Annotated in this window: 22 protein-coding genes; 16 read left to right on the plus strand and 6 right to left on the minus strand. The window is 49.9% G+C overall.

Features of this window, described 5'->3' with window-relative positions:
• Positions 1-231 precede the first annotated feature (231 nt).
• From ACQUQM_RS07930 to ACQUQM_RS07945, 4 genes are all read left to right on the plus strand, one after another.
• Positions 232-1,809 (plus strand): ABC transporter ATP-binding protein, encoded by a 1,578-nt coding sequence (locus ACQUQM_RS07930; protein ID WP_432473945.1) that lies wholly within the window; start codon positions 232-234, stop codon positions 1,807-1,809.
• Positions 1,806-2,921: an ABC transporter permease gene (locus ACQUQM_RS07935; protein ID WP_432473946.1), complete on the plus strand. Its 1,116-nt coding sequence runs from the start codon at positions 1,806-1,808 to the stop codon at positions 2,919-2,921. The genes ACQUQM_RS07930 and ACQUQM_RS07935 overlap by 4 nt, the downstream gene beginning before the upstream one ends.
• Entirely contained in the window at positions 2,918-3,850 is a 933-nt protein-coding gene (locus ACQUQM_RS07940; protein ID WP_432473947.1) for an ABC transporter permease, read from the plus strand. Before ACQUQM_RS07935 ends, ACQUQM_RS07940 begins: the two co-directional genes overlap by 4 nt.
• 68 nt (positions 3,851-3,918) lie before the next feature.
• Entirely contained in the window at positions 3,919-5,022 is a 1,104-nt protein-coding gene (locus ACQUQM_RS07945) for a BMP family ABC transporter substrate-binding protein (protein WP_432473948.1), read from the plus strand.
• Positions 5,023-5,094: 72 nt separating this feature from the next.
• Here the strand turns inward: ACQUQM_RS07945 and ACQUQM_RS07950 are convergent, their stop codons facing one another.
• The 4 genes from ACQUQM_RS07950 to pdxB all read right to left on the minus strand — a co-directional run bounded on the left by ACQUQM_RS07950 (position 5,095) and on the right by pdxB (position 8,496).
• Complete coding sequence (locus ACQUQM_RS07950; protein ID WP_432473949.1) at positions 5,095-5,346, minus strand: hypothetical protein; 252 nt, start codon at positions 5,344-5,346, stop codon at positions 5,095-5,097.
• A gap of 74 nt (positions 5,347-5,420) precedes the next feature.
• Positions 5,421-6,533: an ATP-NAD kinase family protein gene (locus ACQUQM_RS07955; protein WP_432473950.1), complete on the minus strand. Its 1,113-nt coding sequence runs from the start codon at positions 6,531-6,533 to the stop codon at positions 5,421-5,423.
• Entirely contained in the window at positions 6,534-7,265 is a 732-nt protein-coding gene (locus ACQUQM_RS07960) for a flagellar brake protein (RefSeq protein ID WP_432473951.1), read from the minus strand. It lies immediately after the preceding gene.
• Positions 7,266-7,353: 88 nt separating this feature from the next.
• Complete coding sequence (gene pdxB, locus ACQUQM_RS07965; protein WP_432473952.1) at positions 7,354-8,496, minus strand: 4-phosphoerythronate dehydrogenase PdxB; 1,143 nt, start codon at positions 8,494-8,496, stop codon at positions 7,354-7,356.
• Positions 8,497-8,613: 117 nt separating this feature from the next.
• On the opposite strand from pdxB, the gene ACQUQM_RS07970 reads away from it, so the two are divergent.
• Together ACQUQM_RS07970 and trpB are read left to right on the plus strand one after the other, a co-directional pair.
• Positions 8,614-8,862 (plus strand): hypothetical protein, encoded by a 249-nt coding sequence (locus ACQUQM_RS07970; protein WP_432473953.1) that lies wholly within the window; start codon positions 8,614-8,616, stop codon positions 8,860-8,862.
• A 197-nt stretch (positions 8,863-9,059) separates the two neighbouring features.
• Positions 9,060-10,262: a tryptophan synthase subunit beta gene (trpB, locus tag ACQUQM_RS07975; protein ID WP_432473954.1), complete on the plus strand. Its 1,203-nt coding sequence runs from the start codon at positions 9,060-9,062 to the stop codon at positions 10,260-10,262.
• 1,230 nt (positions 10,263-11,492) lie between these two features.
• Here trpB and ACQUQM_RS07980 read toward each other — a convergent pair.
• On the minus strand, positions 11,493-13,775 hold the full coding sequence (locus tag ACQUQM_RS07980) for an adenylate/guanylate cyclase domain-containing protein (protein WP_432473955.1): 2,283 nt from the start codon (positions 13,773-13,775) through the stop codon (positions 11,493-11,495).
• Positions 13,776-14,772: 997 nt separating this feature from the next.
• Between ACQUQM_RS07980 and ACQUQM_RS07985 the strand changes: the two genes are divergently transcribed.
• The 10 genes from ACQUQM_RS07985 (at position 14,773) to ACQUQM_RS08030 (ending at position 23,920) form a co-directional block, all read left to right on the plus strand.
• Positions 14,773-15,510, plus strand: coding sequence for an aspartate/glutamate racemase family protein (locus ACQUQM_RS07985; RefSeq protein ID WP_432473956.1), 738 nt, complete (start codon positions 14,773-14,775; stop codon positions 15,508-15,510).
• 91 nt (positions 15,511-15,601) lie between these two features.
• The gene (locus ACQUQM_RS07990; protein ID WP_432473957.1) at positions 15,602-16,966 is read left to right on the plus strand and encodes an NCS1 family transporter; all 1,365 of its coding nucleotides are present in this window, start codon (positions 15,602-15,604) and stop codon (positions 16,964-16,966) included.
• 428 nt (positions 16,967-17,394) lie between these two features.
• Positions 17,395-18,339 carry an urease accessory protein UreD gene (locus ACQUQM_RS07995; RefSeq protein WP_432473958.1) on the plus strand — a complete coding sequence of 315 codons (945 nt, stop codon included), beginning with the start codon at positions 17,395-17,397 and terminating at the stop codon, positions 18,337-18,339.
• A 45-nt stretch (positions 18,340-18,384) separates the two neighbouring features.
• A complete protein-coding gene (locus ACQUQM_RS08000; RefSeq protein ID WP_432473959.1) occupies positions 18,385-18,687 on the plus strand; it encodes an urease subunit gamma in 303 nt (100 codons plus the stop codon).
• A gap of 9 nt (positions 18,688-18,696) precedes the next feature.
• Entirely contained in the window at positions 18,697-19,104 is a 408-nt protein-coding gene (locus tag ACQUQM_RS08005; protein WP_432473960.1) for an urease subunit beta, read from the plus strand.
• Positions 19,097-20,803, plus strand: a complete 1,707-nt coding sequence (gene ureC, locus ACQUQM_RS08010; protein WP_432473961.1) for an urease subunit alpha — start codon at positions 19,097-19,099, stop codon at positions 20,801-20,803. Before ACQUQM_RS08005 ends, ureC begins: the two co-directional genes overlap by 8 nt.
• An 8-nt stretch (positions 20,804-20,811) precedes the next feature.
• Complete coding sequence (gene ureE / locus ACQUQM_RS08015; RefSeq protein ID WP_432473962.1) at positions 20,812-21,255, plus strand: urease accessory protein UreE; 444 nt, start codon at positions 20,812-20,814, stop codon at positions 21,253-21,255.
• On the plus strand, positions 21,236-21,913 hold the full coding sequence (locus ACQUQM_RS08020) for an urease accessory protein UreF (RefSeq protein WP_432473963.1): 678 nt from the start codon (positions 21,236-21,238) through the stop codon (positions 21,911-21,913). The genes ureE and ACQUQM_RS08020 overlap by 20 nt, the downstream gene beginning before the upstream one ends.
• Before the next feature lie 12 nt (positions 21,914-21,925).
• Positions 21,926-22,573: an urease accessory protein UreG gene (gene ureG, locus ACQUQM_RS08025; protein WP_432473964.1), complete on the plus strand. Its 648-nt coding sequence runs from the start codon at positions 21,926-21,928 to the stop codon at positions 22,571-22,573.
• A gap of 648 nt (positions 22,574-23,221) precedes the next feature.
• Positions 23,222-23,920, plus strand: coding sequence for a GntR family transcriptional regulator (locus ACQUQM_RS08030; RefSeq protein ID WP_432473965.1), 699 nt, complete (start codon positions 23,222-23,224; stop codon positions 23,918-23,920).
• Between the two features lie 628 nt (positions 23,921-24,548).
• Here ACQUQM_RS08030 and ACQUQM_RS08035 read toward each other — a convergent pair.
• A complete protein-coding gene (locus tag ACQUQM_RS08035; protein WP_432473966.1) occupies positions 24,549-24,980 on the minus strand; it encodes a GlcG/HbpS family heme-binding protein in 432 nt (143 codons plus the stop codon).
• Positions 24,981-25,165: the final 185 nt, after the last annotated feature.

Here is a 25,165-nt window from a genome sequence, read left to right on the forward strand (position 1 = left end):
AAGCCGTTATGACATAACAACTATTTCCTCAATGGGCGTTAAATATCCGGTATATTTGCGGTTAAAACTTGACCAGCAGGACGGGTTTTCTGTAAGTTCTAACAACGCTCAATTATAAAAACAACTTAGCGTGTCTTTCTCGAGGCTTATGAGGTATCGTCCACCTGTTTTGGATTTAAGATGTCTCTTCTGCCAGACAGAAGGCAAGCGCCATTGAAGGCGGGAGTGTTAATGAAGAAGAATGACGACAATCAGGATGCAGGCCAGCCCCGCCTGTTGCTTCAGGGCATTGTCAAAGAGTTTCCCGGCTGCCTGGCCAACGACCGCGTTGATCTGTCTATCCTGCCCGGTGAGATCCATGCCTTACTCGGTGAAAACGGTGCGGGCAAAAGTACTCTGGTAAAGATGATTTACGGGCTCCTGAAACCCGACTCAGGCTCGATGACCTGGGAAGGTAACGAGGTTCAGGTTGCCAACCCCGCCCACGCCCGGGAACTGGGTATCGGCATGGTGTTCCAGCATTTCTCCCTTTTTGAAGCCCTCAGTGTTAAAGAAAATATCGCGTTAGGTATGAGTAATCCGCCGCCGATGGATAAGCTGGAACAGCAGATCCTCGAGGTAGAATCCCGTTACGGCCTGCCACTTGACCCTAACCGGGCGGTACACAGCCTGTCTGTGGGTGAAAAGCAGCGGATCGAGATCGTTCGCTGTCTGCTACAAGACCCAAGCCTGCTAATAATGGACGAGCCGACCTCGGTTCTGACCCCACAAGAGGCGGAAACCCTGTTTGTCACCCTCCGCCAGCTTTCGGCTGAGGGTTGCTCAATTCTCTATATCAGTCACAAACTCGATGAAGTCCGGCAACTCTGCCAAGGTGCTACCATTTTGCGCCTGGGCCGCAATGTAGGCGATTGTATTCCAGCCGATGAAACCCCTGCCAGCATGGCGGCACTGATGATAGGCGAAGAGTTTGAAGTGGCACAACGTGGCACTCACCAGGAGGCCGGACCGGTCTGCTTTGAGGTAAAGAACCTGAGTCGCAAGTCTGAGCAAAGCTTTGGTATCGACCTGCATGATATCGATCTCAACGTACGCAGCGGCGAGATAATGGGCATTGCCGGGGTGGCCGGTAACGGTCAGGCCGAACTGCTAGAGCTACTCAGTGGCGAGGTACTGTGCGATGCGAATGAGATCCTGATCGGCGGTGAGCCCGTCGGCCAGCGCGGCACCAGTCAGCGACGACAACTGGGCCTCTGCTTCGTTCCGGAAGAGAGACTGGGCCACGGCTCAGTACCGGACATGTCGCTGGAAGATAATTCACTGCTCAGCGGTTACGTCAGTCAGCCTTTTCTCAAGCAAGGCTTTATTTCATTACCGAAAGTACGCAGCTTTACCCGCAAAGTAATCGAACAGTTTGACGTTCGCTGCCCGGGCCAGGAAGCGCCAGCGAGTAGTCTATCGGGCGGTAATCTGCAGAAGTTCATCGTCGGGCGTGAAGTATTGCAGCAACCTAAAGTGCTGGTCATTGCCCAACCGACCTGGGGCGTTGATGCCGGTGCTGCAGCACTGATTCACCGCGCCCTGCTGCAACTGGCTGCCGAAGGTTCTGCGGTTTTGGTGATATCCCAGGACCTCGATGAACTGTTAGCAATCAGCCACCGTATCGCTGCGATCTGTGGTGGCAGCATGTCCGAGTCCTACGCTATTAACGACGTCAGTGCCGAAGATGTTGGTCTGCTGATGACCGGCGTTGCATTAGATACACAGCCCCGCACGGGGAACGATCTGGACCAAGGAGCCGCACAATGAGTTTATCTCTGGTCGCCAGACCGCAACCGTCCAAACTGATGGTCTATCTGTCTCCGCTGCTGGCACTTGTATTAACACTGGTCAGCGGCTTTCTGATGTTCAGCCTGATGGGCATCGATGGCCTGGACGCCCTCCATGCTTTCTTTATCCTGCCGATCAGTGATCTTTACGGTTTCAGTGAGCTGCTGGTGAAAGCGATCCCGCTGGTACTTATCGGGGTGGGTCTTTCTATCGGCTTTAAAGCCAATGTCTGGAATATAGGTGCCGAAGGGCAACTGGTCATGGGTGCGGTCGCCTCCGGTGGCGTTGCCCTGCTGGCATTTGAAAGTGACAGCGTATTGGTCCTGCCGGCAATGATGATCGCCGGGGTACTGGGCGGCATGGCCTGGGGCGCGATCCCCGCCTGGCTAAAAACCCGCTTCAATGCCAATGAGATTTTAACCAGCCTGATGCTGACCTATGTTGCCGGTCTGTTCCTCAGCTTCCTGGTGCACGGCCCCTGGAGAGATCCGGAGGGTTTTAACTTTCCCGAGTCACGCCTGTTTAGTGAATCAGCACTGTTGCCGATCATTCTTGAAGATACCCGACTGCATATCGGCCTGATACTTGCGCTGTTTGTGGTCGCGACTATCTGGGTACTGTTAAGCCGCACCCTGATCGGCTTCCAGGTTAAAGTGGTGGGCGCGGCTCCTCGCGCCGCCCGTTTTGCCGGATTCAAAGAGAAAGGCCTGATCTGGTTCAGCCTGATGCTGGGCGGTGGTCTTGCCGGACTGGCCGGGATGATTGAAGTATCCGGTCCGATCGGACAGCTGGTACCCCAGGTATCCCCGGGTTACGGCTTTACCGCTATCATAGTCGCCTTTGTCGGTCGCTTACATCCGCTCGGCGTAACGGTTGCCGGCCTGCTGCTGGCGCTGTCTTATCTCGGCGGTGAAACCCTGCAGATTGAAATGGGACTGCCACAGGCGGTTACCGGAGTATTTCAGGGCATGCTGCTGTTCTTCCTGCTGGCGTGCGATGTGTTGATCAAATTCCGGATTCGCCTCGGCCAGCCTTCTGCAAAGAAGGCCACAGCTGAAACTGAAACTGCAAACCAGGAGGCAGGCGCATGAGTGAATCCATGACCATCTTGCTGGCAGCAAGCCTGACCATTATCGGCGCTGCCACGCCACTGCTGTTTGCCGCTCTGGGCGAACTGATAACAGAGCGTTCCGGGGTACTCAACCTGGGTGTTGAAGGCATGATGCTGCTCGGCGCAGTGAGTGCTTTTGCCGGTGCCCTGATATCTGGCAACACTTACGTCGGCGTACTGACCGGCGCACTCGCAGGTATGCTGACGGCGCTGCTGCACGGTTACCTGACACTGACGTTAATGACCAATCAGGTCGCAACAGGTCTGTCGATTACAATCTTCGGCGTTGGCCTCAGCGCCCTGATCGGCCTCGACTTTGTCGGTGTCACGGTTGAGCCACTGGGTAATCTGCCGCTGCCGCTGCTATCAGAGATCCCGTTTATCGGCCCTCTGTTGTTCGATCATAACCTGCTGGTATACCTGTCGGTGGCGATGGTGTTTGGCCTGAGCTACTTCATCTTCCGCACCCGCGGCGGACTGATACTGCGGGCGGTCGGTGACTCACCCGAATCCAGTCATGCACTGGGCTACCCGGTGATTAAAATTCGCTATATGGCACTACTGTTTGGCGGCATGATGGCCGGCCTTGGTGGCGCTTACCTGTCGCTTATCTACACGCCGATGTGGTCAGAGAATATGACCGCAGGACGGGGCTGGGTGGCACTGGCGCTGGTGGTATTTGCCACCTGGAAGCCATGGCGGGTATTACTTGGCGCCTATATGTTCGGTGGCGTCACTATTCTGCAGCTGCATGGTCAGGGTTTCGGGCTGGATATCCCGTCGCAATTCCTGTCGATGCTGCCTTACCTGGCAACCATACTGGTGCTGGTGCTGATCTCACGGGATCAGCTGAAGTTACGGGAAAACTCACCGGCATCCCTTGCCCGAACATTCAGACCAACAGCCTGATTTAGAGATAACTACAAACTCACTACAAACTAGTTAAAAACTAAATAAATGCTGTTGCAGATAATAATATGAAGAAGAACCTCCAGGAGAAAACCATGAAGCATCCGTTTAAGAAGATTCTTGGCATGGCTGCGACCGTCGCAGGTCTGGCCATTGCCGGGCAGACGATGGCTGAAACCAAAGTCGGCTTTGTCTATGTCGGCCCAGTGGGAGACCACGGCTGGACATACCGTCACGATATCGGCCGTCAGGCGGTAGAAAAAGAGTTCGGCGATCAGGTAAAAACCACCTTCGTCGAAAGCGTTAAAGAGGGACCGGATGCTGAGCGTGTAGTGCGTAAAATGGCAGCGAGCGGCCATGACCTGATCTTTACTACGTCCTTCGGTTTCATGAACCCGACCCTGAAGGTTGCAAAAAAATTCCCTAAGGTTAAGTTTGAACACGCCACCGGCTATAAGGATTCCCGCAACATGAGCACCTATAACGCCCGTTTCTACGAGGGTCGTTATGTTGTCGGTACAGCAGCAGGTCATATGACAAAATCAAATGTCATCGGTTACGTTGCCTCCTTCCCTATTCCTGAAGTAGTACGCGGTATCAACGCTATCGCGCGCTCTGCCCGTGCTGTTAATCCCGATGTGACAGTAAAAGTTGTCTGGGTTAACTCCTGGTACGATCCGGGTAAAGAAGCCGATGCAGCCAAGACACTGATCGATCAGGGTGCCGATGTTATCCTGCAGCACACTGACAGCCCCGCACCTCTACAGGTTGCTGAGCAGCGCGGTGTCTGGAGTGTCGGTCAGGCATCTGACATGAGCAGCTATGCCCCTAAAACCCAGATAACGGCTATCATCGATGACTGGAACCAGTACTATATCGACCGTACTAAAGCGGTAATCGACGGTACCTGGGAAACCAGTAATACCTGGGGTGGCATCAAAGATGGTTTAGTCGGTCTGGCTGACTGGAATGCCGCGGTGCCTGCCGATGTCGTTGCCGCAGCCGAGAAGGTTAAACAGGGCATTATTGATGGTTCACTGCACCCGTTCCAGGGCCCGGTGATCAATCAAAATGGCGAAGAAGTAATCCCTGCCGGTCAGGTGCTGGATGACGGCGCACTATCTGGTATGAACTACTACGTGCAAGGCGTTGAAGGCAGCCTGCCTAAATAACGCATAGCATTCTGTAAGACACAAACCCGCCTGATGGCGGGTTTTTTTATACAAAAACGCTTTACCAGTTCGTTAACCGGTTTCATCCAGCAGGGAGAAGGATATGAAGGTAGTAAGCAGTGAGGTGGTAATGACAAAGGCGGGTACCGGGATTAGTAGCATCAACAGGCCGCTGCCGCACCAGAGCATGGCTACACGCTGTTTTTTGGCGCGATAGGCCGCAGTGAACTTACGGCGATAGAAGTGTGCTTCGTCCGGCTGCCGGTTTTGCATCCAGTCGGGCAAAACCAGCGTGAGCATAAATCGTAACAGTTCGAATCCCATGACAATCTCCCAGTGCTATTTCAGAATAACAGAGTCTGGGAGTTTTGCCCTGTGAGACAGGGTTATAAATGCGATCAGTAATCAGCCACCCGATACAGAATCGAATCCCGGTAGCCGGTCACTACCCGGATCAGGCCGGACATCGTATGGTTCAGTTCGGCATCGCCGCTATCGACGATCAGGGGGCGACCTTCCAGTTCTTTAATCTTACTTTTGGTGGCCACCACGATGATGTTCTCGCGACCTAAGCGGCGCAGCAGTGTCGGGCTGAGCTGCTGGTTACCCCGGCCGATAATATGCCCCTGACCACCGATTACGGTGATCACCAGTCGGGTCTCATGGCCGGAGGTAAGCTCTTCCAGTTGCTGGGCGGTCAGGTCCTGGCCGATCAGTTCGCCGTTTTCGATCAGGTCTACGCCGAGCAGGGTATTTTCCAGGCCTAATGAATCCATCAGCGCCTGTACGGTGGTGCCTGAGCCGATGATGTAACGGACATCGTCTTCCATGGTTTCGGCAAAATCGGCGGCGATATCATCGAGCACTAGCTCTTCTACTTCACGGCCACCATTTTTGACATGCTGCAGGAAACGGCCTTCCGCCGGCACCATCAGCTCGCCGTAATACTTCGCCCGTACTTTACCTTCACGGAATGCGGCTTCATCGATGTCACGGACCTCCTGGTCGGCCAGGGTCACCAGTTCACCCCGGACCAGCATGGCGACAATCTCTCCGGCGGCTTTCGGCGTAACGGCGTACACCCCGGAGTGGATTTTCACCCCGGCCGGGATACCCAATACCGGCGCGCTGTCACCGATCGCATCGCAGATATTGCGGGCGGTGCCATCGCCACCGGCGAAAAGTATCAGGTCGATACCCTCTTCCACCATCTGCCGGGCGGCGGTTTCAGTATCTTCGGCGGTGGTATGGCCCGGTTCGATATGACCTATGACGGAAGGATCAAAACCCGCGCCCCGCGCGGCGTTCTCACCCATTTCACCCGGATAGGTCACTAGCTTCAGATCAAGCCCTTTGAGCGGTTCCAGCGCCTGCAGTGTGCGCATGCTGGCTTTCGGTTCTGCGCCCAGTGCCAGCGCCTGGCGTGCGGTTTCCTCGCCATCGCTGCCTTTCAGCGCGACACTGCCGCCGACACCGGCTAATGGATTTATGATCAATCCCAGTCGAAACATCTATAACTCCTGCCCTGACCGATCCAGGTTACCGGTCTCAATTAAAAATTGCTGATAGACAAATGCGGCGATAATAAGCCGGGTATCTTCATCCAGTTCGAGAAATTTGTAGCCATGGTTATAGATCTCGCCGATCTCTTCGCCGACATTGTGTTGGTTGCATAGCTCGACCGGGGCTAGTAGTACCTGTTCGATATCACCGATCTGAACCCGGGTGGTCAGATAAAACTGATCGCCCACCTTACCTATAGCCCGTGGTAACTGCAGACATACACCACCCAGGCTCATATCAACACACAATGCTGAACAGGGCAGATCGGTATGTTCGGCCATTTCATCATGATCATCAACCGATACCATAAGCTTCACCGGTACCCGGGTATGACGACGTATCAGTTTCAGATCCAACTCTCTGGGGTATGATAACAGCCAGTGACTGAACGGGGTGTCGTGCTCTTTCAGAATCTTACTCTGAAAGGAGCAGATACGGTTGCCAGTGATCATTCGTACGGTAACCATGCTGCCTTCAGTCACAAAGGCGGGGCTTCCCGATGCGCCGCTAACCGGCGCGCTGATGAATACACCAGCGTTTTCAGCGTAGCCAAGCAACTTGGCATTGTAACGGCCACGGGGTGCTTTGACTTCGATGCGCACCGGTTCGCCGATCTGTAAACGCAGATCGGCCAGTGTTTTAACGCTGTCCTGCTGATCCTGTTGCTGATTAAGCGTCATTGTTGTCTGTCCATGGGGTGAAGAAGATATAGCGCCATATACATTGGCAATTTCTGTGTCTTTGTTAAGTCTGAAAAAACAGTATGAATTAGTCTGTATTAAAGCCTAACGCCGTTAACTGCGCAGCGACCCCGGAACCTGGTGTTACCCCCTTAAGCTTCACCGCAGCAAACTCTCGTCGCACCGGGTAGTGCTTGCGCAGCAGGTCAAACTGCTTAGGTTGCTCCGCCTGATCGAGCAGGGAATCTCTGAAGCGGGCGTCATCCTGCCGGGGATCGTACACCTGATGAATAGCCTTGGCGGGATCAACACAACCACTGAGTTCAAGTTCCGGCGCATTATCCTGTGGCAGACACTCTCCCAGCGTCAGCTGTGGTTCAATGCCGTTTGCAGCACAGAAAGCATGGTACAACATATACGTGCCCCGGATCTTACCATCAAGGCTGTAACCTGCAATATGCGGCGTACCTATTCTGACCCGCTCAGCCAGTGCGGCATCCACTCTGGGTTCATGTTCCCAGACGTCCAGTACCAGCGTCACATCTTCACGCTGGCGATGCCACTCAAGCAGATCCTGGTTATCGATTACCGGTCCACGCCCCGCGTTAAGCAGGATAGCGCCCTGTTTAATTAACGACAGATTACTCTTGTTTAATAAGTGCAGACTAGGATGATCACCGCCTTTTACCAGCGGCGTATGCATGCAGATGATATCGGCTTGCTGTAACAGGTTGTGCAGTTCACAAAACTCACCGCCTTCGCTCTGCTGCCGTGGTGGATCATTGAGCAGTAGCTTAACCCCGATCTGCTCAAGCCGGGCCTGTAAACGGCCACCGACATTGCCGACACCGATAATACCCAGCGTCTTATCCTGTAGTTTGAATCCCTGCTCACCCGCCAGCAGGCTTAACACGCTCAGTACGTATTCAGTCACCGCATCGGCGTTACAGCCCGGCGCACTGGCAAAGCTGATGCCCTTCTCTTGCAGATAGCGTTGATCGATATGATCGGTGCCGATAGTCGCTGTGCCGACAAAGCGAACTTTGCTGCCAGCCAGTAAAGCTTCATTTACCGGTGTAATCGAGCGCACCAGCAACAGATCAGCATCGGCTACGTCCGTCGCGCTCAGTTGACGCCCCGGGCGCCTGACAACTTCGCCAAAACCCGAAAAAAGCAGCTCTGCAGCTGGAATATTTTCGTCGGCGACGATCTTTAATGACTTAAGGTTCAAATAAGGCTCCGGAATATGGAAATTCAGCTGGTTTAGGCACTAAACGACGATTATAATTCCCCGCCACATTGGATTGCATCATAAAGATGCAGATTAACTGAGTTATGGTCGTACTCCTTGATTATTCGCTGGCATAAACAACAGGACTTTTTCATCGTCCGCCTCTATCAGGATCTGATGGGAGACTGGGTGCTGACCGAATCCTGGGGTAACTCTGTCAGTGATCAGGGGGCATTTAACCATACTGTTTACCATTGCTATCACGAAGCGCGGAACCACCTGCGCGTTATCGGCAAAAAACAGAAAAATCTCGGCTATAAAAAATCCGTTTCCAAAGAGCAGCAGATCGAACTGGATTTCGGCTGATCACCCGGCGATACCATTAGCCGCCCCCTCCCTTGAAAACCCTGTAACACAGATCAAAAAATCTCGATGCCACCCTTGGCAACCATGGCCTACAGCGATATATTGCTTGTCTTTATATACACAATAACAGCACCGCTACCTAAATCAGTATCACAATAACAACAGCGGTGTATCTGTTTCCCCATGAGAGAGGTCCTATGAGCAAGTTCGATTTCGCGCCAATGCCAGACAAAGAGGGTTTTTTCGGTAATTACGGCGGTCAGATTATCCCCCCTGAACTGAAAAAGGTGATGGACGATATCGACCAGGCTTATGAAACGATTCGTCAGACCGATGAGTTTCAAGATGAACTGATGAGCCTGTTTCAGGACTATGTCGGTCGCCCCAGCCCGATCTATCATGCGAAGCGCCTGAGCGAACAACTCGGCGGCGCTCAGATCTTCCTGAAGCGTGAAGACCTGAACCATACCGGTGCCCATAAGATCAATCACTGTCTGGGTGAAGCCCTGCTGGCTAAGTTTATGGGTAAAAAGAAAGTGCTTGCTGAAACCGGTGCCGGACAACACGGTGTTGCCCTGGCAACGGCTTGTGCACTTGTCGGCATCCCTTGTGAAATTCACATGGGCCAGGTGGATATCGAGAAGGAACATCCTAACGTTACTAAGATGAAGATACTGGGTTGTAAGCTGGTACCGGTTACCCGCGGCACCGCCACCCTGAAAGATGCAGTAGACAGCGCTTTCGAAGCATATCTGGAGAATCCGGTAGAGTATCTTTACGCCATAGGTTCTGTTGTTGGCCCACATCCGTTCCCGAAAATGGTACGCGATTTCCAGAGCATCATCGGCCGTGAAGCCCGTCAGCAGTTCAACGACAAATTCGCCAAGAATCCGGATGTAATTACAGCTTGTGTTGGCGGTGGTTCAAATGCGATGGGACTGTTCACCGCATTCCTTGACGATGACGATGTTAAGATCGTCGGTGTTGAACCTGCAGGAAAAGGCCTCGATACACCTGATCACTCAGCGACAATGACACTGGGTACACCGGGCGAACTGCACGGTTTCAAATGCTACGTATTGCAGGATGACGACGGTGAGCCGTTGCCGGTTCACTCCATCGCCTCAGGTCTTGATTATCCAGGCGTTGGCCCGCAACACTGTTACCTGAAAGATATCGAACGGGTAGAGTACGAATCTGCGACCGATGAAGAATGCCTCAATGCCTTTATGACCTTGTCCCGTGTTGAGGGCATTATTCCTGCGCTGGAAAGTGCTCACGCGGTTGCCTGGGCGATGCGTGTAGCACCAACCATGGGTAAAGATCAGCGCATTCTGATCAACCTATCCGGCCGAGGAGACAAAGACGCCGACTATGTTGCAGAGAAACTGGGACTGTAAAAACTGAAACAAACAGAAAGGATTAGATCTTATTTTATCAACCAGTTACTAATTGGCGATAGATCTAGTCCTTTCTTCTCTTGTGCAAAACCTTTCTATAAATTCGCACGCTAATCGCACGCGGAACAAACCACTAAGATTTTAAAGGTAGCTATGGATTTATAGCGACTTTACCATCTCCAGGCCCATGATCAGCCCAGGCAAGCCACTGACCTAAAACATCTTCCAGCTTTCCAAGCGGCTTCTGATGTTTGATGAACCCAATTACAAAGACCTTGGAGCTTAACCCCAGAATTAAACCGGTTCACTCAAGGCCTTTCCTGCCTCCCCCTGCTGCAATGTATCCAGAAACTATTGTTCCGCTAACAAGCTTTCCGTCACAGGATCTTGGGCACCAGCCAGACCTGCAGCAGGCCTATCTGACAGTACAAGCTGCAGACCTGAATACGCCAGTAGCCTATAAAAACCTGCCCCTTCTTTCTCCCTGACAGGATCGTTAACCAATAATGATACCAGCCTTACCGAAGCGTTATTTAGCAGTACTGCCTGGGGCTTACTGGCTCAGCTTACAACACCAATATTTCAGGGGAAAAACTCAGGGGACAAGCCAGAAGCGCTGAGCTAGTTGCGGAGTAATTTTATTGGGCTTTGCAACAATCACTCCTTCAAGCCGTAAACGAAGTTGAAGATGCTTTAGGGCAGGAAAATTCACTCGCTGTCCAGCAAAGCATATCAAAATCCCTAATACCGTTTCAGGTACTGACGAAAAGCTAAGCACCTGTTTTGATTTAGGTCTCAGGCTGTCCAGAAAACTGGTAGAGCGTTTTGCATGGGATATGAACTCCGCGATCATAAGCGACAAACACAATGTGACGGTGAGATTCTTCATCTAGCGCCACTCTATAACCAGTTCCACAACTGTTTATTCTATGAGATCAACAACGCTATCTACTGAATCGATAACTCTTGGAGCTTATACACCTTGCTCCCCTCAGCGTTATCGTTCTGAATGCTATCGCCATTAACGTGGCGATTAAGCCTGCCTGCTGAGACCGTTTCCGGCATAGAGCTCAAATAGAATTAGCCATGAATCACCCGCTCAGGATAAGCGCACCTGCTTGCTAGAAAAACGGTTAGCGGACACAGCAAGCGAACAAAAAACATACGATTAAAATACTACCTCGAAAAATACACTTTGATGATTCAAGAAACGAACTTAATTCCATTTCCCTAATGCGACCGTTTGGGTCCATTCAGAAAATAGGTGTGCATCTTACCCTTGCCCTTTATCTCAAGTAGTCCACGGTCTTCAAATTCAAACTGGCTTTTCAGGTTATCATAGGTGCTTTCTGTCACCTGGATCCGGTTTTTAAGGCCATGGGACTCCATCCGGGCCGCCACATTTACGGCTTCCCCCCACACATCATAGATAAACTTCCTGGTACCAATTACACCTGCGACCACCGGACCGCTATTAACTCCTATCCGTATACTCAGATGAGTCCCGTGACGACAGTTGAATTCCTCAATGGCTACGAGCATATCCAGGGCCATGTCTGCGATAACTGCTGCATGATCATCCCTGGTAACAGGTAACCCTGCAACGACCATATAAGCATCACCGATAGTTTTGATCTTCTCCAGCCCCCGCCGCCCGCAGAGCCGGTCAAATTCCGAGAAAATTTCATTCAACAATGTCACCAGTTCTCGCGAAGAAAGGTCTACTGAAATGTGCATAAAATTGACGATATCGGCAAACAAGATTGTCACTTCAACAAAACTATCGGCGATTGTATCTTCACCCTTCCTGAGCCGCTTTGCGATCGGCTCAGGCAGGATATTGAGCAGTAGCTGTTCGGATTTCTGCTGCTCGACGGTTAACAATGTTAAGGCTTCTGTCAGCTCCCGGGTACGTGATTTCAATTTAGTATTCAGCCGTTGCACCTCTTCTTCAGCCTTTTTTCGCTCGGTGATATCGGTCGACACGCCACAGGTCGCATAGCAGCGGCCTTTGCTATCAAAGAGTGGTATCTTCAATGAAATATAGGTATGTAAACCATCATCCTGAAGCGCCTCTTCCTCAAACTCAATCGCCCTGTGCTGTTCAACAGCTTTGATATCGTTTGCGTGGTATTTCCCAGCGATCTCAACAGGAAACAGATCTGAATCCGTTTGACCCAGAGCCTGCGTCATCGTGAAATGAAACAGTTCCAGCCAGCGTTGGTTGACCATCACGTACCGACCATCAAGGTCCTTCATATAAATCATTGCGGTGGTGTTATCCAGCAACGCCTGCACCCGGTTTTCACTGCGACGCAGGTCCCCCTCCCTGTGTTCCAAAGCTCGCATCAGCCGAAAAATTAATAAGATACACAGGATCAAAACCAGCGTGATTGCCCCTTGTCGCCAGAGGTTGGATCTACTTTGGGCAATCAGTGAGTTTTCCAGCTGTCGGACTTCCGCCAACATTTCCTGATGAATACTCCTGGTACTCGCCTCAACCTGTTTGCGCGGTAGCGTTATGTAGACCCCCCATGGGGGAACGTTATCGCCAAAAAACAACGGTTGCAGCAGCGAGAGGGAGTTATCAGAAAGCTCACGAAACTGCTGAGACCGATATGAACTATCGGTGAACTGCCTGCTAACCATGGTCCCAATGCGGTTACGGCTGCCGGAGATTGCAACAATACTGCCCTCGGCACTTACTAGCGCCAACTGCAGCTCTGGATCCAGCCCTTTAGAGGCCTCAAGATCCATCAGCAACTGAAGCCGCTTTACAGCAAGGTCGATACCAGCTACGCCGACAACACGCTGCTTCATAATAATTGGAACGGACACTGTAATGACGGAGGCAGTACCCTGCTCGGGCTGCCTTTGCCATAGGACCTGTATCGGGGCTTTACTTTCCTTCCGGATTCGCTGATAAAAATCGCCACCGCCGTTAACGGCTGTTTTGGCAAAGAATTCGGCATATTTGTGCGCTACTTTTAATTCAATAGTGCCATTAACCTTCCTGTACCAGTACGGTGCATAGTGACCGCTCGCATCGTAACCGGGTACATCTGCATAGGTGGAGTCTGACGTGCTAATAATACCCGGCTCCCAGATCGTGTAGATTGCCTGAAAATCAGGGTTATTATCCAGCAAGCTCATGAGAATCCGGTTGACCGATTCAGACCCTACATCGGCAGCAAGCTCCACCTCCTTCATACTGGAAAGCACATTTGCCAAAGTCGAAGTGACGCTGATAGCCCGTTGCATCAAACTTTCAACCTGAAGTGCTGTTGATGCTCCAGCTGCCACCAACTGTTGCTCAACCACAGATAACAACCGCTGTCGCACCATTTGCGAGGCTTCATGCGTAACCTGAGCTGCTGAATCCACAGCCAGTCGACGGTTTTGCTCAGCGGCCTGAAAGGAAACCGCAATAAACAGCGCCATGCATAGCGGCAGTGCAACCAGCAATAGCGGGTACCAGCGAAACAACGTCGGTATACGGAACAATCTAGCCATAATATGGATAGGTCATGACGGGCCAGCCCCGTCAGGCCATGTCCCTCCCTTCAGTCAAAGCCTGGTTTTAACACTCCACAAGGCTTATCTGATGTATAACTCCATGGCGAGGTCATGAAATTACTTTTGAATGTTGGTATTTTCCGCCATCCCGTGAAACCGGCTTAACCATATTCAGGAAGGGCAATCACTTTCATCAAACCATAGCGTCCAGACAGTAAGGAAAGCTTTCCACATCAAAAATCATAGCAAGGTTCTATGCCTAAGCTAAAAGCACTGCTGGAAATTGCTCATACTGAAGGGCTTTATCCCCCCCCTGAGCTATCTGGCCAGCCACTTACCATCACTTTACTCCGCTACACAAAAGAGTGAACACCAATCGTTACAATGTTTTAACTACCAATGGTTTTATCCTGATTCACTCTGCCAACCCATAGCTTCGCCAGCAGAACCCTTTCATAAATCTATCATCTGCAACGAAATCACTTCACGTCTTAACCTGTGCCAGCGAGACGTATTTATTTATAAAGCGAAAGCTGAGCCAAATCAAAAAACCAATATTGTTAACCTTAACAAAGACACATGTTTACAACAAACACCACAAACAGACCGACCACAGGCCTGAAACATACTAAAAATACTACTTTTTTGCTTCAGGCAGACAAATTTCAAAATGAAAAACAATCATCCAAATGAAAAGTATCGTGACAAAATTTATAGTGTCAATAATTTAGCCCTAAGCTAAGCACAACACTTAAACCATAACAAAACCAGTTATTTAACAAAGTGTTATAGAGATAATTCCGCCTTATATATTGTCAAGCCTGCTGTCCGAAAACGTCTTATCATTACAGTCTTAATAATTGTCAACACCACAGCGCGCCAATTGAAAACGCTTTGCATTGACAATGAGAGTGCTTATTGTCCACAATGAACACATACAAAAAACAACAAACCTCTATCTATTGTTAATTCATAGACCGAAAGGAATGTACATATGCAGATCCGCTTAATTAACCCAAACACCACTGCAAGCATGACTCAGAAGATTGGAGAGGCTGCTCAGCATATAGCGAGCTCCAACACTGATATCGTTGCAACTAACCCCCGTAGCGGGCCGGTATCGATTGAAAGTCATTATGATGAAGCAATTAGTGCAGTGGGCGTTGTAGAAGAAGTACGCAGCGATAAAACTGCTGATGCATTCATTGTTGCCTGCTTTGGTGATCCGGGATTGATGGCTGCGCGGGAGCTGACCCAGTCTCCGGTTATTGGTATTGCAGAGGCGGCCTTCCATATGGCGACTCTTATCAGTACCCGCTTTTCAATAGTTACAACACTTGGCCGCACCGGAATCATTGCCGAACATCTTTTGCAATCGTATGGATTCTCTCATCACTGTCGGAAGATTCGTGCTGCAGAAATTCCTGTACTGGATCTGGAAGATAACGGTGACCTTGCTCTGGACAGAATCGTTGAAGAGTGTCTGCGCGCCAAAGAAGAAGATGGTATTGGCGCCATTGTTCTCGGTTGCGGTGGCATGGCTGATCTGACCGAACAGATCAGTGAAAGAGTCGGACTACCAATAGTTGAAGGTGTAACAGCTGCCGTAAAACTGGCTGAATCCCTGGTTAGCCTGGGACTTAAAACCAGTAAGCACGGAGATCTTGCTTACCCACTACCTAAGCCTTTTACCGGCATCTATGAACACTTATCAGAGGAATGCAGAAGCTGAAAAACAAAAACACTAAAAACTTAGTGGTTAATTCTCACAAGTAATACAACAATAAAAAGGTCGATAGATATTCGACGATGAGGGTTTCATTATGCAACAAGAACAAACACTATCAAATTCAGAGGTCATACCGCAGCATAGCGAACATACGAAAGCTGCAGGTGATGAATCGCTTGCACCGCAAACGACCCGAATCATGGGCCGTTTTTCATACTTATTAGCCTGGTTTGGCGGCTGTGTTTCAATCGGAACATTTGCTATGGGATCCAGCCTGGTTGGCACACTAAACCTGCTACAGACTACCTTAGCTATTGCTATCGGTTGTTTTGTAATTGGCATCGCACTGGCACTAAATGGTGCTGCTGGCTACAAGTACGGTATTCCTTTCATGGTACAGGCACGCAGTGCATTCGGCTTCGCCGGCACCCGATTCCCCGGGCTGGTCAGGGCAGTTCCCGCGATAGTCTGGTATGGCTTTCAGTCGTGGATTGGCGCAGGCGCGCTAAACGCTGTTTCAGCAACGCTATTCGGCTTCGACAACCTGGTGTTCTATTTCGTCGCCTTTCAGTTTCTGCAGATCGGGCTATCAATTTTCGGTTTTCAGGGCATCAAGTGGCTGGAAAACATCGGCAGCGGTTTCATCCTTCTATCCCTTGTCTATATGTTCTACAGTGTCATCACAAAATATGGTGATGAGATCACAACCAACCTTGTCAACGTTGAGGGTACATGGGGGGCTCCTTTCTGGGGAGCAACAATGCTATTCCTCGGCATATACAGTACCATGATGCTTAATGTGAGCGATTATTCCCGAGAGCTTGAGAAAGGCACAAAGCCTGGACTTCTATCCACCATCTACGCTATGTCAATTCTACCTTGTACTCTGTTTATGGGTTTAATCGGGCTCATGGTGTCTGGTGCGACAGGTGTTTCTGATCCTATCCAGGTATTCTCCAGCGCGGTAGATAACACGCCGCTGCTTGTTACTACACTACTCTTTATCGCCTTCGCTCAGGTAACAACAAACGTCCTGAATAATGTGGTACCACCAACCTATATCCTGATGGATGTTTTCAAACTGAAATTCCGTACATCGACTATTCTGGTTGGCCTGGCTGCATTCTGTACTTTCCCGTGGGAACTGGTAAAAGAAGAGTCCTCGGCGGGTTTACAGATTTTCGTACAGACCTATTCAGCTTTTCTGGGACCAATTTTTGCGGTACTGGTTGTGGACTACTTCTTCCTCCGCAATCGTACTCTGAACCTTAATCACCTGTACGATGAAAACGGACCATACAAGGGTGTTAACTGGGCGGCGATTATTGCCTCCCTGTTTGGTGCTGCTGTTGCGCTTACCTTTTCATCAATCTCCTGGTACGCAAGCCTGATTCCAGCAGGACTAACCTATTACCTGCTAATGAATAACTGGTCAGCATGTGCACGCTTCCGTAAGTAACTCGTCTACCCCTGTGAATTAACCTGTTCACAGGCAAACAGCTCCCTCCAGTCAGGGGGCTGTTATAAGCCCTGAAAATATGACGGTGAGTTTCCCAACACACTAAACCATCGAAATACATCATTCACTATCCGTTTTCTTACACTGCCAGCGATCTTAGTAATAAGCGCCGTCAGGCTTGTAAAGCGATACTCCCCGCTGGATGGAAATACAGATTCTTTTAACTCGGATTAAAGCGGTCAATGAACAGCGCTATTCGAAGTACCGGTAACAGGCCTGCCCAGACTCCACATTCATGGTAGACAACAGTAATACGATCCGGTGATGGAGAGACTCTGTACGGGCCCACCTTAATACGTTTGTTTGTAAACTTGTCACCAGACAGAAATAACCGTCTGTTTATGGCGCTCTGATCTATAGTAAAACTTATGATGAACAGCCAAGTAGAAGCTCTAAATACAGCTGAAGATTTATTATCTGACTCCTCACGCTGGCCGGCAGAACTATCGCTCGGTTTTGCCTCTTCTAACCGCGGTGTCGTGCTGAAGTACAGCCGCCATAATGGACCGCTATATATACAAAAGCCCTTCTATCCCGAAGGCCAGCAACTGGCCCATGTCTATCTGTTACATCCACCGGGCGGTTTAGTATCTGGCGATAAGCTTAAAATCAATGTGGCGATGGCCCAAAAGGCCCAGGCATTGATCACCACACCGGGCGCTGGCCGGGTTTACCGTGCCCGATCCGATAGAACCCTTCAACACCAGCAGGTCACTTTAGAGCTGGCAGAAAATAGCACGCTGGAATGGCTGCCACAGGAAACCATAATCTATCCCGGTGCCAACACCCGATTGGATACCCAGGTTAGCCTGTCTGCTGGTGCACGCTTTATCGGCTGGGAGATTACCTGTTTGGGACTGCCCGAAAATGCAATGCGGTTTGACACCGGCCAGCTGCAGCAATGTTTCCAGATCAAAAAACAAGGACGAATCGCTTTATGTGAACACTTGCTACTGGATGATCAGAGTCGCAACACTTTTACTGGTCTGGCGGGCTTTGGCGCGCGCCCAATCAATGGACTGATGATTGCAGGCCCATTCAGTGAGTCAGCACAGGTTGACATACTGATCGAACAGTTACGTCAGCAATGCAATTACATATCACCAGAGGGCCGGACCTTAAATGAAAATCCCCTGAATATATCATCACCAGATGAACTGGCCGGAGTCAGCCATACAGGAGATTTTCTGCTCATCCGCTACCTTGGCCACAGCTCGGAGCAGGCACGTGAACTGTTTAACCAATGCTGGGCACTGATCCGGCCAAAGCTACTCGGCCTGCCAAATATCCCACCACGCATATGGGCTACATAATGATAAATTCCGACCATAACCTCGACCGGACACGGAGGCGTAACCATGGATTTACTACCTAGAGAAAAAGACAAATTACTGTTGTTTACAGCCGCCCTGCTAGCAGAACGACGCCTCAACAGAGGCCTGAAGCTGAACTACCCTGAGGCAACTGCCTATATCAGTATGGAAATTATCGAAGGCGCTCGCGATGGTAAAACTGTTGCTGAGTTAATGAGTTACGGTAAAACCCTGCTGCGGGCCGGCCAGGTGATGGATGAGGTGCCTGACCTGATTCATGAAGTACAGGTAGAAGCCACCTTCCCCGATGGCACTAAACTGGTAACAGTGCATAACCCGATTGTGTGAGGTGTAGTAATGACCACGAAGGATGATCTGTTTAGCCAGGATGATATCTGGGCTGAACACACGGAGAGGCTCATTCCCGGTGAGGTACAGGTGGCCGGAGGATATATTGAACTCAATAGTGGACGTAAAACCCTCAGCCTCTCTGTGCTTAATAGTGGCGATCGACCCGTGCAGGTCGGCTCCCATTATCACTTTTATGAAACCAATCCGGCGTTAAGTTTCGATCGCAGTATGACTCTGGGATTCAGGCTCAACATCCCTGCCGGTACAGCGGTACGGTTTGAACCTGGACAGAGTCGCACTGTTGAACTGGTGGAAATTGGCGGAAGCCGAACCCTGTACGGTTTTCGTGGCAGAGTGATGGGGCCGCTGGCAAGTCACCAGTATACGGATACCGGGGAGAAAACTGATGGTTAGAATTTCACGCCAGGCCTACGCCGAGATGTTTGGCCCTACCGTAGGGGACCGTGTGCGCCTGGGGGATACAAAACTCTGGATCGAAGTGGAAAAAGATTTCACCAGCTTCGGTGATGAAGTGAAATTTGGCGGCGGCAAGGTGATCCGTGACGGTATGGGCCAGAGCCAATGCTGCAATGATATTGCCGTCGACCTGGTAATCACCAACGCCCTGATTCTGGATCACTGGGGCATCGTCAAAGCGGATGTTGGCATCAGGGCAGGACGCATTGAAAGCATCGGCAAAGCCGGTAACCCTGATATTCAGGATAATGTCGATATTATTATTGGTCCGGGTACTGAAGTGATTGCCGGTGAGGGGAACATCCTCACTGCAGGTGGTATCGATACACATATACATTTTATCTGTCCACAACAGATTGAAGAAGCACTGATGTCTGGTATCACCACAATGATTGGTGGTGGTACAGGCCCAGCCACTGGCTCCAAAGCTACCACCTGTACTCCAGGACCATGGAACATCAGCAAGATGTTACAAGCCACCGACAACATGCCGATGAATCTCGGTTTTCTGGGTAAAGGCAGCGCAAGTCTGCCGCAAGCACTGGAAGAACAGCTTGAAGCAGGTGTTTGCGGGCTTAAATTGCATGAAGACTGGGGCACTACCCCAGCCTCGATCGACACCTGCCTGACTGTGGCGGAGAAATACGACATCCAGGTCGCAATCCACACCGATACTCTGAATGAATCAGGTTTTGTTGATGATACGCTGGATGCTTTTAAAAACCGGGTAATCCACACCTATCATACCGAAGGGGCTGGCGGCGGCCATGCGCCGGATATTATCAAAGCGTGTGCATACTCTAATGTGCTGCCCTCATCAACCAACCCGACCCGACCCTATACTCGTAATACCGTGGACGAGCACCTGGATATGCTGATGGTCTGCCACCATCTGGACAGCAGTATTCCAGAGGATGTGGCCTTTGCCGATTCACGCATTCGCAAGGAAACCATCGCGGCAGAAGATATTCTGCATGATCGCGGCGCATTCAGTATGATCTCCTCCGATTCTCAGGCCATGGGCAGGGTAGGCGAAGTCATCACACGCAGCTGGCAAACAGCCCACAAAATGAAGCTTCAGTTCGGACTACTACCAGAGGATCAAACGCTGGGAGCCGACAATCTTCGCGCCCGCCGCTACGTTGCCAAATACACCATTAATCCCGCAATTACTCACGGAATATCCCATGAAGTCGGCTCTATTGAACCGGGTAAACTGGCAGACCTGGTGCTGTGGAAACCTGCCTTCTTTGGCATCAAACCTTCGCTGATTCTCAAGGGAGGAATGATTGCAGGGGCACAGATGGGGGATCCGAATGCCTCGATTCCAACGCCCCAGCCGGTTCATTACCGGCCAATGTTTGCAGCATATGGTCAGGCGGCTGCCAGAACCTCTGTAACCTTTGTTTCTCAGGCCGCACTGAATAACGGTATCGTCGATAAACTGGGCTTAAACCGCCAATTAGTGGCTTGCAAAAACACTCGAAACATCAGTAAAGCAGATATGAAGCTCAACAGCTGGCTGCCTGATATTAGTGTAGATCCACAAACTTATGAGGTTCGGGCCGATGGTGAACTGCTTACCTGTGAGCCGGTGGATGAACTGCCACTGACACAACTTTACTGCCTGTTTTAGGAGGAGCCATGCTGGAAATTCATGACCGAATAGAAACACATTGCCATCAACCGGTACACACTACTGTCATACTCAGTCACGAACAGCGCGAAAAGGGGCGACAGCGCTTGACCAGCGAAAGCGGCGAAGAGATCCGTGTTTTTCTGCGGCGGGGAAAGCCCTTACAGATAGGCGAATTGTTGAAATCTCTGTGTGGCAAGTATGTCCGCGTGGAAGGAGCCGTTGAAGCTGTTGCTTATGCCGAATGTGATGATTGGCAGAATTTTTCCAGGGCTTGCTATCACCTGGGAAACCGCCACGTCAAACTGCAGGTAGGCGAACGCTGGCTGCGTATTAAGCCCGATCACGTACTTGAGGATATGCTGCAACAGCTTGGTCTGAAGGTCAGGCATCAACAAACGGTCTTCGTACCTGAATCAGGGGCTTACAGCCATGGACATCACCACCACTGATTATAGCCTGATTCGTTTACTACAGCTGAGCAGCGCCAGCCTTCCAGTGGGTGGCTATGCCTTCTCTCAGGGGCTGGAATACGCCATTGACCGATGCTGGGTAAACTCTGCAGATCAGGTCACTGAATGGCTGAGTCTGCAGCTTATGCAGTCGATCGCCCGGGTAGACCTTCCAATACTACAACGAACCATGCAGGCAGTCGTCGAGCAGGATCTGCCTGCTTTGTATCACTACAACGATCTGGTATTAGCCTGCAGGGAAACAAAAGAGCTGCGTCTGAGCGACACTGCTATGGGCGATGCACTGGCAAGGCTGATGCGCAACCAGGATATAAAATTACCCTTTGCCACTGGCGAGGAAATCAGCTTTGTCACTCTGTTTGCCCTGGCTGCATGCCGCTGGCAGATCAACTTTCGACCAGCAGCGCTAGGGTTCACCTGGTCCTGGTTGGAAAACCAGATCTCCGCCGCTACCAAGCTGGTGCCCCTGGGACAGACACAGGCGCAACGATTATTGACTGAGTTACAACCAGTATTGCTACAGGCACTGGCACTATCCGACACGGTGCGTGACGAAGATATCGGTTCCTGCTTGCCAGCCCTGGCGATTGCCAGTGCACGACATGAAACACAATACTCAAGACTATTCAGATCCTGAAGGATATTAACAATGAACAAATCAAAACAGACTTTACGTGTCGGTGTCGGCGGCCCCGTCGGTTCAGGTAAAACCGCGTTGCTGCGTTTACTCTGCTCGGCAATGCGCGACTATTTCGATATCGCGGTAGTCACCAATGATATCTATACCCAGGAAGACGCTAAATTCCTTACCCGGCATGAAGCATTGAGTGCCGACCGAATCATCGGCGTAGAAACAGGTGGCTGTCCTCACACTGCCATTCGCGAGGACGCCTCTATGAATCTGGCGGCAATTGATCAGCTGATCGCCAGGCACGGCGAACTGGACGTGGTGTTTGTGGAAAGCGGTGGTGATAACCTGAGTGCGACCTTCAGTCCCGAGTTATCTGATCTTACGCTGTATGTCATTGATGTTTCCGCGGGGGACAAGATCCCCCGAAAAGGAGGGCCCGGTATTACCAAATCCGATCTGCTGATTATCAATAAGACTGATCTGGCGCCAATCGTCGGAGCCTCTCTGGAAGTGATGGAAAAAGACTCACGCCAAATGCGAGGTGAACGCCCCTTTATTTTTTCCAATCTTAAAGCCGCCACTGGCGTCGATGAGATAATTCAGTTCATCATAACCACCGGCATGCTTGAGCCCAAAGCAGTGCCAGCCGTTAAGGCAGCCGTATGAGGCATTTATAGGTATTATAAGTTCGCGATATAGTATCGTCTCTAGCCATATCGACGCCTATATAGTAGATGATATGTGAACGACGAATCAGCAGAAGGGATTATTAAGGAACTTATTGAATAAGTCATGGAGTCAGCACTGCCATTCGAGCCCAAAATTTTTCATTCCGGTTTTGATGGTACTTTTTAGATACTCCGAATCGGAAAAGGCTGAGTCGGTTTTCCACGTAGCATTCCTGACTAACACTAAGCAGGCATTAGCTCATGTAGGGGACTCAGTCGTGCCTTTGCCAGGCTTTGAGTCATAAATAAATTTGAATTAAACAATTTCTACCATTAAATGGCATTCTCTGCCATTTAATGGTAATTAGTTGATATACATAAGGTTACAGATCAGGCCAATCCTTTTTTGTAGTATAATTTACAACATGATCGTTCTAATCCACTAACCAGGAAAGAACTTTGTAAGTAATTTGTTTAATAGTCTTAAGTGTTTAAGGCAGCAGTGTTTTGATATACTTCCGCCAAACAGTTTGCAGCTGGGGTTGGCTGAAAGCGACGACTTAAACTCTACTGGAACTAAATTCGAAGATAAGCAAGCCAGAAAAAATCCCACTCTAATAAGCAGCGGATAGCAGAATAATCAAAGATGAACGGTAAAACTACAAAAAACACTGTCGAGTCGATATATGACCAGATTTTAGCGGCTATATTTGAGCGTAAGCTGCTTCCAGGGACCCGGTTAAAGGAGGAGGAGCTATCCGAAGTTTTTGGCACAGGTCGTGGTGGAATCAGAAAGGTGCTACAGCAACTTGCCCACGAAAACCTGGTCGAGACAATCCCAAATAGCGGATCATTCATCGCAAAGCCCACCATCAAAGAGTCTAAAGAAGTATTTCAGGCGCGATTACTGATCGAAACAGAACTCGTTAAAGAATTAGCACTACAATTTACTCCGGACAAACGCGCGGCACTTGAAGAACACCTGGCCCGTGAACAGAGCGCCCATGATGAAGGCAATCATGGTCTACGTATCAGGTTATCCGGAGAGTATCACCTTTTAATTGGCAAGCTAGCAGACAAACCCGTATTAACTGAATTCTTGCGGGGAATTATATCTCGTACTTCACTAATCATTGCTTTGTATGAGCGTCAAAAGTCTAATGATGGGCTTGTTGGCACTCCCCCCTGCCGTGATCACCGCGCACTAATCAAAGCTCTTGATGAAGGTGCTGCCGATAAAGCAGTAACACTGATGAGAGATCACCTTTTAGATATCCAGAACATGCTTAACCTGGATCCGCCACCGGAAGAATCCATAAACCTTAAAAATATTTTTTCAAATTAACTGGTACACATAAGCAAACTGAGTATATAAATCTTGCGATTTCAGTTACCGCCAGGAGCTATATACTCAGACGCAATATCTCGATATTTATTGCGATAGGCATAACGACTAATAAGTTGTTGCGTACTCTCAGTGCAATCAGCACCAGCTCCCGTTTGTAATTGTAATAACGACTCGTATACAGCTCTTACTGACTCTTCTTATGTCTGGTGGCCAACAAAGCGTATCCGCACATTCATTTGCGCCAGTAACTCCTGGCTACCCAGGTTAGGTTCACCATAACTGATCAGCATTAGCGGCAAATAAGTGGGCTAGCCAATGCTGTTAACCGACCTCGATCAGTAAGACCAAAAATACATATACCGTCTACTCCGGTCTTAGTGTACGCCGTTACCCTCTCTACAAATTGTTCCACAGGTTGTTTAGCATGAGTCCGGGCAAATACTGATAAAGCAGAGTCTTTCCGTGCCTGCAGTGCTGACCTGAGTTTACTGCAAGCTTCATCCAGATTAATTAATAAAAACACCTTCATCCTTAAGAAAAATCTGATTAAACCTTGTTATTAAGAAATAACACGATAAAACTGATGGTCTGTCAGACGTAGTAGAACTATTAACTAATCAAGCTGTTACAAATTATATTTTTCAAAATATTCAATCCCGGCTTGAGCACAGCTCATATCCTGCTGAGGGGTACCCGAGCTGATACCAATTCCACCCACAACGTTACCATCGACAAGAACTGGTAACCCGCCACCGACAATACTAAGCCGACCACCGAGTGCAGTTTGGATACCAAACAGATAATTTTTATTTCCAGGTACACAGGCTTCGTTGTACTCATGTGTACCTTTGCATGCAGAAGCAGCAGTAAAAGCTTTATCTTGTGCGATAGTGATACTATGAATTTTCCCACCATCCATGCGTTTAAATGCAATCAGATTTCCTGACTCATCTGTAATTGCAATACACATAGGCACACCAATCTCTTCTGCTTTTCGTTCTGCTCCGTTAATAAGGATCCTGGCTTCTGATTGACTCAAACGGTTAATCGATAACATTCTTTCCTTCTCCTACATGTATAGAAAAAAAGCAGACCTGAAAATTGAATGGTACAGCTCCGCCAAGCTAAAGCCCTTTAGAAGGCTGTTCAGCAAACGTTTGTGCTTTAAGTTTTCCACGACGAAAAAAAGACGGGCCTGAAACAACAGGATCCAGACCCGCCAAAAGACAACCTAGTGACAAG

It is taken from the genome of Amphritea sp. HPY, assembly GCF_050870985.1.
In the GTDB taxonomy this organism is placed as follows: domain Bacteria; phylum Pseudomonadota; class Gammaproteobacteria; order Pseudomonadales; family Balneatricaceae; genus Amphritea.

What these genes read in the sequence shown, in the direction of transcription:
- ureG (WP_432473964.1), top strand. Translation starts at nt 21,926, where the DNA reads ATGAACAAATCAAAACAGACTTTACGTGTCGGTGTCGGCGGCCCCGTC.
- ACQUQM_RS07985 (WP_432473956.1), top strand. Translation starts at nt 14,773, where the DNA reads ATGCAGATCCGCTTAATTAACCCAAACACCACTGCAAGCATGACTCAG.
- ACQUQM_RS07930 (WP_432473945.1), top strand. Translation starts at nt 232, where the DNA reads ATGAAGAAGAATGACGACAATCAGGATGCAGGCCAGCCCCGCCTGTTG.
- ACQUQM_RS07980 (WP_432473955.1), bottom strand. Translation starts at nt 13,775, where the DNA reads ATGGCTAGATTGTTCCGTATACCGACGTTGTTTCGCTGGTACCCGCTA.
- ureC (WP_432473961.1), top strand. Translation starts at nt 19,097, where the DNA reads ATGGTTAGAATTTCACGCCAGGCCTACGCCGAGATGTTTGGCCCTACC.
- ACQUQM_RS07950 (WP_432473949.1), bottom strand. Translation starts at nt 5,346, where the DNA reads ATGGGATTCGAACTGTTACGATTTATGCTCACGCTGGTTTTGCCCGAC.
- ACQUQM_RS07995 (WP_432473958.1), top strand. Translation starts at nt 17,395, where the DNA reads ATGATGAACAGCCAAGTAGAAGCTCTAAATACAGCTGAAGATTTATTA.
- ACQUQM_RS08020 (WP_432473963.1), top strand. Translation starts at nt 21,236, where the DNA reads ATGGACATCACCACCACTGATTATAGCCTGATTCGTTTACTACAGCTG.
- ACQUQM_RS07960 (WP_432473951.1), bottom strand. Translation starts at nt 7,265, where the DNA reads ATGACGCTTAATCAGCAACAGGATCAGCAGGACAGCGTTAAAACACTG.
- ACQUQM_RS07945 (WP_432473948.1), top strand. Translation starts at nt 3,919, where the DNA reads ATGAAGAAGAACCTCCAGGAGAAAACCATGAAGCATCCGTTTAAGAAG.
- ACQUQM_RS08035 (WP_432473966.1), bottom strand. Translation starts at nt 24,980, where the DNA reads ATGTTATCGATTAACCGTTTGAGTCAATCAGAAGCCAGGATCCTTATT.
- ACQUQM_RS08000 (WP_432473959.1), top strand. Translation starts at nt 18,385, where the DNA reads ATGGATTTACTACCTAGAGAAAAAGACAAATTACTGTTGTTTACAGCC.
- ureE (WP_432473962.1), top strand. Translation starts at nt 20,812, where the DNA reads ATGCTGGAAATTCATGACCGAATAGAAACACATTGCCATCAACCGGTA.
- ACQUQM_RS07935 (WP_432473946.1), top strand. Translation starts at nt 1,806, where the DNA reads ATGAGTTTATCTCTGGTCGCCAGACCGCAACCGTCCAAACTGATGGTC.
- ACQUQM_RS08030 (WP_432473965.1), top strand. Translation starts at nt 23,222, where the DNA reads ATGAACGGTAAAACTACAAAAAACACTGTCGAGTCGATATATGACCAG.
- ACQUQM_RS07955 (WP_432473950.1), bottom strand. Translation starts at nt 6,533, where the DNA reads ATGTTTCGACTGGGATTGATCATAAATCCATTAGCCGGTGTCGGCGGC.
- ACQUQM_RS07940 (WP_432473947.1), top strand. Translation starts at nt 2,918, where the DNA reads ATGAGTGAATCCATGACCATCTTGCTGGCAGCAAGCCTGACCATTATC.
- ACQUQM_RS08005 (WP_432473960.1), top strand. Translation starts at nt 18,697, where the DNA reads ATGACCACGAAGGATGATCTGTTTAGCCAGGATGATATCTGGGCTGAA.
- ACQUQM_RS07990 (WP_432473957.1), top strand. Translation starts at nt 15,602, where the DNA reads ATGCAACAAGAACAAACACTATCAAATTCAGAGGTCATACCGCAGCAT.
- trpB (WP_432473954.1), top strand. Translation starts at nt 9,060, where the DNA reads ATGAGCAAGTTCGATTTCGCGCCAATGCCAGACAAAGAGGGTTTTTTC.